The sequence below is a fragment of the Cronobacter sakazakii genome (genome assembly GCF_000982825.1).
GTDB classification, from domain to species: Bacteria; Pseudomonadota; Gammaproteobacteria; order Enterobacterales; family Enterobacteriaceae; genus Cronobacter; species Cronobacter sakazakii.
The window spans coordinates 891,511-903,691 of sequence record NZ_CP011047.1 but is presented as its reverse complement, the minus strand read 5'-3'; the positions used below and the strand labels follow the sequence as shown (position 1 = coordinate 903,691).

General features: G+C 54.0%; 11 protein-coding genes and 1 pseudogene. 11 read left to right on the top strand and 1 reads right to left on the bottom strand.

Annotation, left to right across the window (positions count from 1 at the left end):
- Positions 1-110 precede the first annotated feature (110 nt).
- From CSK29544_RS04220 to CSK29544_RS04195, 6 genes are all read left to right on the top strand, one after another.
- Positions 111-608, top strand: coding sequence for a hypothetical protein (locus CSK29544_RS04220; RefSeq protein ID WP_029039686.1), 498 nt, complete (start codon positions 111-113; stop codon positions 606-608).
- A 23-nt stretch (positions 609-631) separates the two neighbouring features.
- A complete protein-coding gene (locus CSK29544_RS04215; protein ID WP_007897342.1) occupies positions 632-835 on the top strand; it encodes a hypothetical protein in 204 nt (67 codons plus the stop codon).
- 65 nt (positions 836-900) lie between these two features.
- On the top strand, positions 901-1,356 hold the full coding sequence (locus CSK29544_RS04210) for a DUF4265 domain-containing protein (RefSeq protein WP_225805793.1): 456 nt from the start codon (positions 901-903) through the stop codon (positions 1,354-1,356).
- A gap of 101 nt (positions 1,357-1,457) precedes the next feature.
- A complete protein-coding gene (locus CSK29544_RS04205; RefSeq protein WP_029039685.1) occupies positions 1,458-1,928 on the top strand; it encodes a hypothetical protein in 471 nt (156 codons plus the stop codon).
- 123 nt (positions 1,929-2,051) lie between these two features.
- The gene (locus CSK29544_RS04200; protein ID WP_007888263.1) at positions 2,052-2,486 is read left to right on the top strand and encodes a hypothetical protein; all 435 of its coding nucleotides are present in this window, start codon (positions 2,052-2,054) and stop codon (positions 2,484-2,486) included.
- Between the two features lie 100 nt (positions 2,487-2,586).
- Complete coding sequence (locus tag CSK29544_RS04195; protein WP_007888262.1) at positions 2,587-3,105, top strand: hypothetical protein; 519 nt, start codon at positions 2,587-2,589, stop codon at positions 3,103-3,105.
- Here the strand turns inward: CSK29544_RS04195 and CSK29544_RS04190 are convergent.
- Positions 3,089-3,349, bottom strand: a complete 261-nt coding sequence (locus CSK29544_RS04190; protein WP_032975225.1) for a hypothetical protein — start codon at positions 3,347-3,349, stop codon at positions 3,089-3,091. The genes CSK29544_RS04195 and CSK29544_RS04190 overlap by 17 nt on opposite strands.
- Positions 3,350-3,805: 456 nt before the next feature.
- On the opposite strand from CSK29544_RS04190, the gene CSK29544_RS04185 reads away from it, so the two are divergent.
- From CSK29544_RS04185 to CSK29544_RS04165, 5 genes and pseudogenes are all read left to right on the top strand, one after another.
- Entirely contained in the window at positions 3,806-5,737 is a 1,932-nt protein-coding gene (locus CSK29544_RS04185) for a type VI secretion system Vgr family protein (protein ID WP_014729882.1), read from the top strand.
- Complete coding sequence (locus CSK29544_RS04180) at positions 5,734-6,165, top strand: DcrB-related protein (RefSeq protein WP_012126135.1); 432 nt, start codon at positions 5,734-5,736, stop codon at positions 6,163-6,165. The genes CSK29544_RS04185 and CSK29544_RS04180 overlap by 4 nt, the downstream gene beginning before the upstream one ends.
- Before the next feature lie 2 nt (positions 6,166-6,167).
- Positions 6,168-10,751, top strand: coding sequence for an RHS repeat-associated core domain-containing protein (locus CSK29544_RS04175; protein ID WP_007899519.1), 4,584 nt, complete (start codon positions 6,168-6,170; stop codon positions 10,749-10,751).
- On the top strand, positions 10,748-11,179 hold the full coding sequence (locus tag CSK29544_RS04170) for an SMI1 / KNR4 (RefSeq protein ID WP_029039722.1): 432 nt from the start codon (positions 10,748-10,750) through the stop codon (positions 11,177-11,179). Before CSK29544_RS04175 ends, CSK29544_RS04170 begins: the two co-directional genes overlap by 4 nt.
- Positions 11,180-11,292: 113 nt before the next feature.
- Positions 11,293-12,159: pseudogene (locus tag CSK29544_RS04165) on the top strand (RHS repeat-associated core domain-containing protein); the annotation flags it as partial.
- Between the last annotated feature and the right edge of the window lie 22 nt (positions 12,160-12,181).

Below are 12,181 nucleotides of genomic sequence, written 5' to 3'. Positions count from 1 at the left end.
TCATAGAGCTTTAAAAGAGGTGCTCTAACTTATTAGTGCACTAATCATGCATTTGTTCTTTCTGAGCTTATAACGTATAAGCTAGTCAAAAAGTATTGGTAAGGTTTTATATGGATGACATGATCGCTTACCCTGGTACTCTTATGGATGACGAGTGTGGAATTAGAGTGATTAAATGCTATATTTATAAATTCGCCAAGGAAAAAATAGAAAGAAAGCAACGGTATGACGTTAATTTGAAAAGAAAAACTGAGAAGAGATTTTTTTGGTTTCATACTCTAAGACCAATATGGACTCGTTTTCATATACTAGATAACCAGCTTGCAGTAAAAGACTTTATAAATTTACATCAGGGAGTGAAAAATAAGATTGTTTATTTTATGCCTCAATACTTTCCTGAGGATATGCAATTTCATAAAAGGAAATCGTTAGTTTACTATGCCCCAATAGAAGCCGTGATTGAATATTTTAAAGGCTGGGGTGAAAGTGATTTACAGAATATTACTATAATAGACACTCATTTTCGTTGGTTTTATGATGTTTTTGAGGATGCGGTTAAAAACTCAGAAAGTAATATGGATGTAGTAGCGTATTATTATTCGAAGTAAATTAATAATATAATAATGACCTTTTGAGCGACAACGGCACAGAACAGCACACAAAATCTGATTATGACGCGTTTGGCGTGACGACCTTTGTGTGGGACGGCAACCGCCTGCTGAGCGAGTCAGGCGGCGGGCGCAGCCACCTGTGGATTTACGAAGACGACAGGTTCGCGCCGCTGGCGCAAAGCTGTCTCCGTAGGGGCGAAATCGTGCATTACGCAAAGATCTGACAGAATTATTTTAATGATTAATGTTGAATATATAAAAGCTACACTCCATCTGTACCAAGACGAGGATGATTATCCACCAGTCAGATTATGAATCTGTATGGTTAAAAATAAATAACGAAGGTGATTACGAGTTAAATAATATTCCATTTTATGTATATGGTGTAAGTAAAGGGGATGTTTTAGCCTTTCAAAAAAAAGATGAGTTTGTCGTAAGTAGTATTTTAAAAAATAACGGGCACTCTACTATGAGTATCTATATGAATGTTAAACATCAGAAAAATGATGTCATTTATGCATTACAACTTTTAGGTGGGTTTACCAATTCAGCTATCACTTCACCATTATTCAGTCTGGATATTCCTTCAGAGGTATCTTTCGCAGCTATTGATCGCTTTTTAAAAGAAAAGATGAAGGAGGGAATACTTGATTATGAAGACGTTTGTCTTCAGCATGCGGGCATAGATACCGAAAGAATAAAACAGTGTAAAGCACTTATAAATATAAAATATTTTAATCATTAATAGTATGAATTATCGTAATATGTAATTTATTTTGCAATAATATATTGCGACAACGAATTACATTTCTTGCGCCAGGGCAATTCTTTAACAAGGTGAAAGGCATGAATGCCACTCAGTATAAAAAAGAGTTATTGTACAGGAAAGCAAGGGGTAAAATAATTTACGAATCGTATAAAATTAAAATAGCCTCCCTTTTTAAAATGGAACCGGATTGTTTGACTTTTTTAGATTTGGAGACAACAGATAATATACTTTCTAAATCTAATGCATTTGATACGAGAAAAACTAAAAAGAAATTAGATATAAAAGATTTGAAGCCTTATATATTGGAGCTAAAGAAAATTCTCGGCCCACATTATGTTTTTCTGGATGAAGACTGGATTTATTGTGGCGCGTTTACTGTCCCTTCGCTACAAGAATTGAATGAAGATTTCCATTTTGATAATGAAATATTAAATGATGTACTATTTATTTCAATGGATTTAAGACAATCAATAAGTCTGGATTATTATGAAATGAATGGTGTTTACTATATTGATGTTATTACTAAGTTTCCTATTAGAAATGAATAAAGTAATTTTACTGTAAATGCTAAATGGTTCCATATCTTCAAATAAAAAAATGATTATAAATAAGTGCGTATTATTATCAAATAAAAACCACATCCCTGCCATACCGTGCATTCAAGGACTGATATGATGCCTTTAACGCTCATGCTGCTTCATCCCAAGAAGCTCTTACTTTTTCTGGCTCTTTGTAGCCTGAGTGCTTTCGCCGATGAAAGGTTTTCCGGCCAGTGGGAAGGCGAGAATGCGGCAGGATCTGTGCTAACGCTGGACCTGAAGCAAAGCGCGCAGATGATAAACGGCACTTACTGTTACATCACGCAGCGCGGCAACCGTATCGACTGCGCCGCGCCTGGGGAGACGAATTTGCGCGGTACCAGTACGGGCAACCGGGCCGATGTGGCGTTTGATTCTACTTTTGGCGGCGTTAACGGGCGGGCGTTTCTTGAGGTTGAAGGCGACAGGATGACGTGGCGGCTCATCAAGGTTCCTGTAAAAGGTGGCTATTATGCGCCGCAAACATTTACCCTGACTCGTAACCATGATGGTATACAATCCAGGTAACAGTATTACACTGATAAACCGCTATCTGTTGCCTGTCCGACATTAATAAGATGATTCATAGTGAATAAATGAAACCCCAACGTCAGACATTAAGGATAATATGATTTTCATTCGCCATACCGGAAAGGTCATTACCGCTGCGTTAATAACGATGTTAATAATTTGCGGCGCTTCAGCCAGTACATCCTCTGCCAGCCTCTGGCAGTTTATTAGTACGATGCGGTCATCCTTAGCGGATATCAACGTCGCCACGCTTAACCATGCGCCTTTAACATTCCAACTGGATTCTCAGAACGAGTACATCAATTTTTACCGGGCGGGAGATGTCGCGTTTACTGCGTCAGGGAAACTGACCGACATTGAATTACGGCTGAGCAGAGATCTGCAGGAGAAAACGCTGCTGTTTATCTCTCACTGGCAGGGGCGGTGCCTGACGCTTAACGACATCAAACAGCATTACCCCGTATTGACGATAACCGACACCCCGCGCGGTCATTCGCAAAACGAAGTGACCAGCTACACCACGCCTTCCGGTGCGTCTGGCGAGGCAGTCACGTTCAGCTTTAGTGAGAAAACGCCGGATTGCCTGAGTAACGTCATTATTAGCCGGGATAAGTAATGCCCGGCGCGGCCTGAGTGATGATGCCGGCACGACGCACCGCGCTCGCCGCTGAGCCCACCACCACACCCGCAACAGCCTCTATCATCCAGAATCTCGCAGAAAACCTCTTGCACGCCGGGGTAAATAATCCGTTATTTACCCTACCCACCATAATTAGTGGTTCCCCTAAGCTAAATATTATCCTTTCATATAAAAAGCCTTTCTCAGCGCGGTAAGTAAAAGAAAATTCTCTTTCTTTCATGAATATTTCAGCGCGTTATTAGTGACGCTCTCCATAAAAATAGTGCGCGAGTCGCCAGAATTTATCCCAACCATCAATCCTTACAGCCAGTGGAATCAGATTAGTCTGTATATTCAGAATAATGGCGGTTTTTCGATGAGTCACTTATTGGTATATTTGCACAGCAAGCGCGTGGCGTTTGTATAGCGTCTTTTTTACCGCTTCGTTACCTGACATTTCCTGATATGGCTTAACCTCGATCGAGGCTATGGCAGCGGTAGCCGTATTATGAAATTTCATGTCGCCTGCAATATGAAATTAACTAAAACTGCAAAGTGTTTCTGGCAGAGTGTCTGCTGCGCGGCCAGAAGCCTGAAAGGTATGCGTCATTTGCTGCTGTGCTGTGATTTACGGGCATAGCCAGGTGGATGTCTCCGGCTCTGGTATGCACCGCATATACACATAGGGATGGAAGTTATGCTCAACCGAATCACCGTTCAGCTCCCGGTCGAGGGGCTGCTTTTCTGGAAACTCTCCGGGCGCGAGGCGCTGTCGGAGCCGTTCATGTTCACCCTGACGCTGCTCGGCACCGACGCGCGCGCTGACCGCAGCGCGCTGCTGGGCCAGCCGGTGACGGTGACCATCCCGACCCAGGCGCTGATGACGCCGCGCTATCTTAACGGCAAGGTGACCCGCGTGGCGGTGAGCGCGGTGGAGCTTTCCGGCACCCGCTACGCGGCCTATGAGCTGACGGTGGAGCCGGACCTGTGGCCGATGCAGCGCGACCGCAACCTGCGCATCTTCCAGGGGCAGACGGTGCCGCAGATAGTGAAAACGCTGCTGGGCGAAAGCCGGGTGAACATGGAAGAGCGGCTGTCGGGCAGCTACCGCGTCTGGGAATACTGCGTGCAGTACCAGGAGAGCAGCCTCGATTTCATCAGCCGCCTGCTGGAGCTGGAGGGCATCGCCTACCACTTCCGCCACGAGCAGGACCGCCACACGCTGGTGCTGACGGATGCACCGGGCCAGTACGAGCCATTCCCCGGCTACGAGACCATTCCGTATCACGTCACGCCGTCCGGTGGCAGCACTGACGAAGAGGGCATCAGCCAGTGGGCGCTGGAGGACAGCGTGACGCCGGGCATCTACAGCCTCGACGACTATGACTTCCGCAAGCCGAACGCCTGGCTGTTCCAGGCGCGGCAGAACCCGCTGTCGCCGCAGCCGGGGAGCATTGACGTTTACGACTGGCCGGGCCGTTTTGTGGAGCACGGCCACGGGGAGTTCTACGCCCGCATCCGCCAGGAGCGCTGGCAGGTGGAGCACCGCCAGACGCAGGGCACCGCGACCGCGCTCGGCATCGCACCCGGCCACACCTTTGTGCTGCGCAACGCGCCGTTCTTCGGCGATAACGGCGAGTACCTCACCACCATCGCCCACTACCGCTTCGAGGAGAACCGCTACGCCAGCGGCCCGGACAGCAACACCCTGCATGAAATCCGCTTCGAGGTGATACCGGCGGATGTACCGTACCGCCCGGCGCAGAAAACGCCGTGGCCGCGCACCTACGGCCCGCAGACGGCGAAGGTGGTCGGCCCGCAGGGCGAGAGCATCTGGACGGATAAATATGGCCGGGTGAAGGTGAAATTCCACTGGGACCGTCTCGGCAAGGGTGACGACACCAGTTCAAGCTGGGTGCGTGTCTCCAGCGCGTGGGCAGGCCAGGGCTTCGGTGGTGTACAGATACCGCGCGTGGGCGACGAAGTGGTGGTGGACTTCATCAACGGCGACCCGGACCGCCCGCTGATTACCGGCCGCGTCTACAACGAAGCCAGCATGCCGCCGTGGGCGCTGCCTGCCGCGGCCACGCAGATGGGCTTTTTAAGCCGCTCGAAGGACGGCTCGCCGGATAATGCCAACGCGCTGCGCTTTGAGGACAAGGCGGGCGAGGAGCAGGTGTGGCTGCAGGCCGAGCGCAACCTTGATACCAAAGTGAAAAAAGATGAAACCCACAGCGTCGGCGGCTCGCGGATACTTTCTGTAAAGCAGGACTACACCGGCAAGGTTGAAGGCAAGCAGGAACACGCCATTCAGATGAGCCGCAATGAGCTGGTCGGGGGGCAGTACGACATCAAGGGCCAGGGCACGGTGACCGTTTCTTCCGCGACTGGCATTCGCCTCGTCACGGGCGATTCGGTGCTGGAAATGAGCGCGAACGGCGAGGTCAATCTCTACTGTACAAAATTCGCGATCAACGCCAGCGGCACAGGGCAAATCAATACCGGCGGCACGCTCGATCTGAACCTTAAGAATGAACCGGACAAAGCGTCAAATGTCGCGCCGACGCCCGGGGATATCCAGAACGAAGTGGCAAAAACATTTAATTCCGACGGAGAGGGACAGGCATGAGCCAGGTGAAATATACGTTATCAGAAGGGACGCTGACGCTGCCGGAAGCCGTGCAGGATCGCAGCATGACGATATTGTCACTGCCGAAAGCGGGTGCCTCCCTGGTGCTGACGCGCGCCTGGGACGTCAAGCCTGGCGAAGAAGAGACTTACCTGAAAAGCCAGGTCGCCAAAATCAAACGTGACATGAAAAAGTTCACGGGTGATGAAGTCACTGATACGCAGGTGGGCGGCAGGCCCGCGCGGGAAGTCGCCATGCGTTTTGAAAACCACGGCGTGACGGTTTATGAACAGCTCGCCACCACCATGCTTGACGATCACCTGCTGGTAATGGCGATGAGCCGCACCGCGCCGTTTGATGACGACGCGCTGGCGGTATGGGAATCCATTAAAGCGGGTCTGGAATTTACGCCTGGAGAGGGAGCGTAAGCGTGTCCGAACTGTTAGCTGCCCGTATAGATGATCCGCTCATCCACAGCTCTCTGCTCGCCGATGTCGTCAGTGGCGCGGTGGAGGGGGCTATCTGTCTTGCCGCCATAACGGCGGGTTCGGCGATGATGGGCACGGGGCTGGGTACGGTTGCGGGCGTTGTACTGATTGCGGCCGTATTCACCACGGGTGTTGCAGAGGACGCCGGCGATCTGGTGGGGCAAGGCGTCGATGCTGTGCTGGATTTCTTCGGCTGGCTCGGCCCGCCGGATGCGATTATCAAGACAGGCTCTCACAACGTACGCATTATGGAAAAAGCCGCCGCGCGCGCGGCGGGCACGGTTGATCACAACTATCTCAATACGCCCATCCCGCAAGAGAGCTTTGGCGATCAGGCGAAGGCATTTGCGATAGGCACCGCGGTTGCCATTCTCGAAGTGGCGCAGTTTACCCTGCACCCGCTGGATAACCTGGCGGCAGGAGCAAGCGCCATCGCCAGCAGCGGCTGGGATGGAGTAAAAAAATTCGCGGGCAGCGTTTGGGATAACTTCACGCAACCCGTCGTGGCGGGTGCCAGCCCGTACGCTAAGGCGGCGCCGGGCGATATCGTGGTGTGCACCAAAGGCCATACGGTGACCGGCACCAACTACCTGGCGGAAGGCTCGAAAAAAGTGCTGATCAATGGCCAGCCCGCGAGCCGCAACGGCGATCGCAGCACCTGCGAAGCCAAAGTCAAAGTTAAAGAAAACACGCGCGTGCGCATCGGCGGCGAAAGCATCGTGGTGCGCGATATCCGCAGCGGTAAGAATTTCTGGGCGCGGCTTATTGGCAACACCATCGGCAGCCTTGGCCCGGCGATTATCCGCAACCTCAGCAAAGGGATGCTGAAGACACTCTTCAGCCGCCAGATCATGAAAACCTTTTGCTGCCAGTTTGCCGCCGATCTCGGCATGGGCCTGACGACATTCGGGCTGATTCAGGCAGGCAAAGTGGGCAGCGAGGCGCGCCAGACGCAGCACCCGGTGGATATCGCCAGCGGCGCGAAAATTCTCGCGGGCGGCGAAGACCGCGATTTCACGCTGGAAGATCGCATTCCGCTCATCTGGCAGCGTGTCTACAACAGCCGCAATCTGGCGACCGGTATGCTCGGCACCGGCTGGCTCCTGCCGTTTGAGACCCGCTTTTTCCGCCTTGAGAACAATCAGTTTATCTGGCGCGATATGTCGGGCCGCGAGCTGGGCTTCGGCGAGCTGACCCCCGGCGACGTGGTGGATTATCTCGAAGACGGCGTCACGCTCTATTACACCGTCAGCGGCACGCTGATGCTCCAGATGACGAGCGGCGAATACCACGTCTACGAACCGGACCCGACGCGTCCGGGCGAGTGGCGGCTGTTCCGCATCTACGATCGTCACGAGAACTGCCAGTACTACAGCTGGGATGAACACGGCAGGCTGGTGCGGATTTCCGGCGACAACGAAGCGCTGGATGTCGAACTCGCGTATGAGAAAACGCATGGCCGACTCGCCAGCGTGCATCAGGTATGCAACGGCGAGCGCCGCCTGCTGGTGACTTACGGTTATAACGAACACGGCCAGTTGACTGACGTGACCGACGCGGACGGCATCGTCACGCGCCGCTTCGGCTGGGATCGCGCCAGCGACATGATGGGCTGGCACAGCTACGCCACCAACCTCAGCGTGCATTATCAGTGGCAGCCCGCCGCCGATGCGCCGAACTGGCGCGTGTGCAGTTATCAGGTGCTGGATGACCAGGACAACGTGCTGGAGCGCTGGCGCATCGATGCCGACGAGGCGAAACGTTGCGCCACGGTCAGCTGCGACGCGGGTTTCTCGACGCGCCACTGCTGGGATTTCCTCTACCGCATCACGGAATACACCGACCGCCACGGCGGCGTGTGGCGCTACGAGTGGGCGGATTATGCCGAGCTGCTGACCGCGGCCACCACGCCGGACGGCAGCCGCTGGGTATACGGCCACGACGAGCACGGCAACCTGACGGAAGTGCGCGACCCGCTCGGCAACAGCACGTTCACCACGTGGCACCCGGTGTTCGCGTTCCCGGTGAAGGAGGTGCTGCCGGACGGCGCCACCTGGCAGTATGAATACAACCCGCGCGGCGATGTGGTCTCGCTCACCGACCCGAAAGGCGGCGTGACGCGCTTTGAGTGGAACGAGCAGGGCGACCTGGTTCAGCAGACCGACGCGCTGAACAACACGCACCGGTTCTGGTGGAACGAGCGCGGGCAGCTGGTACGCGACGAGGACTGCTCCGGCAACCAGAGCCAGCGGCTTTACGACGACGCGGGGCGACCGCTGAGCGCCAGCGACGCCGAAGGCAACACCGACCGCTGGACGCTGACTGCGGCAGGGCGTCTGCGCACCTGGCGGCGGGCGGACGGCCGCGAGACGCACTACGAATATGACAACGCCGGGCTGCTCTGCGGGCAGGACGACGACGGGCTGCGCGAGCGTAAGGTGACGCGCAACGCGCGCGGCCAGGTGGTGAGCGCCGCCGACCCGGCGGGCCATCTGACGCGCCTGCGCTACGACCGCTTCGGCCGCCTGACGACGCTGGTGAACCCGAACCGCGAGAGCTGGCGGTTTGAGTATGATGCCGCAGGCCGCCTGACGGGCCAGCGGGATTACGCGGGCCGCCTGACGGAATACCGCCACGACGCGCTGGGCCGGGTGACGGAGGTGATTCGCCATCCGCTGCCGGGCAGCGCGGACGCGCCGCTGGTGACTGCCTTTGAATATGACGTGCTGGGCCGCCTCACCGCCCGGGAAACCGCGGAGCACCGCACCGAGTACCGCCACAGCACGCTGTCGCTGGAAATCCGCCGCGCCACGCGCGCCGAATGGAGGCAGGCGCTGCTGGAAGAGCGCGAGCCTGAGTGGGACGCCGTGCTGGTCTTCACCCGAAACGCGGCCGGCGAGCTGGTGAGCGAGGAGAACCACGGCGGGAAGTTTGAATACGGGTACGATGCGCTCGGCAACCTCAGCAGCACAACATTCCCGGATGGCCGCGAACTCGCCACGCTGCGCTACGGCACCGGTCATCTGCTGGAGATGCAGCTGCGCCACGGCGGGGCAATGCACACGCTGGCGGCGTACGGCCGTGACCGGCTGCACCGGGAAATCTCCCGCAGCCAGGGCGTGCTCTCGCAGGAAACCCGTTATGACGCCGCAGGGCGCGTCACGCAGCGCACGGTGCTGGATGCCCGCCGGGAGCTGGTGTTTGAGCGCCGCTACCGCTGGGACCGCACCGACCAGATAGTCCAGCAGATACACACCGACACCACGCCCGCAACGCCGGGCGAGAAATACAGCCAGTACCTGTGGGGCTACGATGCCGCCGGTCAGGTCACAAAAGCCGTTGAACCGCAGAAAGAAGAACGCTTCTTCTGGGACCCGGCAGGCAACCGCACTGAGGAGCACCGCAACCCGGTGTGGCACAACCTGCTGCTGCGCCTCGACGGGCTGAAGCTGGACTATGACGGGTTCGGCAGGCTCACGCGCCGTCAGGATAAACGCGGTGTGGTGCAGCAGTTCTCGTATGACGATGAGCAACGGATAAAAGAAATCACCTTCACCGGTCATGCGGAATTCAAAAAAGTGGAATACCGCTACGACCCGCTGGGCCGACGCACGCATAAAATCCTGTGGCGCTACGGTGAGAAAGACCCGGAAACCATCCGCTTCGACTGGCAGGGTTTACAGCTCGCCGGTGAACAGAGCGACCGGGAGCCGGACCACTACGTTCAGTACGTCTACACCGAAGGCAGCTACGAACCGCTGGCGCGCATCGACAGTGTTTTCGACGACTGCGAAATTTACTGGTACCACACCGAACTCAACGGCCTGCCGGAACGGGTGACGGACGCGGACGGGCAGACCGTCTGGCGCGGACAGTTCAGCACCTGGGGTGAAACGGAACGCGAACTCAGTGTGCCGCAGTGGCAGGTGCCGCAGAACCTGCGCTTCCAGGGTCAGTACCTCGACCGCGAAAGCGGCCTGCACTACAACCTGTTCCGCTATTACGACCCGGTGGCCGGGCGTTACACCCAGATGGACCCGATTGGGTTAGCGGGCGGGCTGAACACGTATTCCTACGTGGGTGATCCGCTGACGTGGGTGGATCCGTGGGGGTTGGAACCTTGTATTCATTTTAACAAAACACATAAAGATTCATTACCGAAACCAAAAGGAATGGGGCCTAATGGCGGTCGATTACAGTCGCATCATGGGTTACAACAAGAGTGGGCGATTAATAACCTTTCGCAGTATGGTTATAATCCTAAACTAGCACCTACTGTAACGATCGAAACAGGTAAAGGATTGCCTCATACAATAATATCTAACGCACAAAATGCCAGACGTGACCTGCGAGTTGCACAAGGTCAAGGAAAATGGTCATCTTCTCTACAAGATGAGTTAAATAATATAGTTACCGATTTCCGTGATGCAGGTTTCAAAGATGATGTCATAAAAAAAATCCTTGATCAGCAATATAAAATGCTTGATAAACTTAATGTTCCTTATAATAAGGTGGATGTTTTATGAATACCGATTTTTTCAAGCTTAATAAAATTTTCAGATTAGATGCATATACTGAAGCATCAGAAAAAAAAGATATTGACGCTCTTAAAGCATACTTTAAAGGCGTTAATATTCCTGAGGATTACCTGAACTTCATTAATCAAATGTCTGAGGCTGAGATTCTTGTCTTAGATGAGGTTTATTTACGTATTTGGGGCGCTAAAGGATGTTTGGAAATTAACAAAGAGCATCATGTTCAAAAATATATTCCTAAATCCTTCGCAATAGGAGATGATGAAGGTGGTCAGATTATATTTTATGCTGAAGGAAATAAGGGATATGGTCTCTACAAAGTTGGCTTCGGCAATTTGGATATAAACGATGCAGAGTTCATCGCTCCCTCTTTGCGTAGTCTTTTGATAGATGGTGTCGGGGCTGAGATTTTAGTTTAACAGCCGTAATATTTACCATACAGGTGACGTAACGCCCTTTAAAAAGAGTGAAGCAACGTCACGACATGCTTCGTGGCAAATCCGTTACGGCACCTGCGGGAATGCTGCCGTAACTTGTTTTCGAGTGTCGCTACCGGTGGGACCGCACCGACCAGATAGTCCAGCAGATACATACCGATGCGACTCCGGCGACGCCCGGTGAAAAATACAGTCAGTACCTGTGGGGCTACGATGCCGCAGGACAAGTGACAAAAGCCGTTGAACCACAGAAAGAAGAACGCTTCTTCTGGGACCCGGCAGGCAACCGCACTGAGGAGCACCGCAACCCGGTGTGGCATAACCTGCTGCTGCGCCTCGACGGGCTGAAGCTCGATTACGACGGGTTCGGGCGGCTGATTCAGCGGCGGGACAAGTCTGACGTTATCCAGCACTTTGCCTATGACGATGAGCAGCGGGTAAAAGAAATCACCTTCACCGGTCATGCAGAATTTAAAAGAGTAGAGTACCGCTATGACCCGCTGGGCCGCAGGACGCATAAAGTATTATGGCGCTATAACGACCCGCAGCCGGAGACCATCCGCTTCGACTGGCAGGGTTTACAGCTCGCCGGTGAACAGAGCGACCGGGAGCCGGACCACTACGTTCAGTACGTCTACACCGAAGGCAGCTACGAACCGCTGGCGCGCATCGACAGTGTTTTCGACGACTGCGAAATTTACTGGTACCACACCGAACTCAACGGCCTGCCGGAGCGGGTGACGGACGCGGACGGCCAGACCGTCTGGCGCGGGCAGTTCAGCACCTGGGGCGAAACGGAGCGCGAACTCAGCGTACCGCAGTGGCAGGTGCCGCAGAACCTGCGCTTCCAGGGCCAGTACCTAGACCGTGAAAGCGGCCTGCATTACAACCTGTTCCGCTATTACGACCCGGTGGCGGGGCGTTACGCCCAGATGGACCCGATTGGGTTAGCGGGCGGGATTAAGGTGATGCTGCCAACTTACT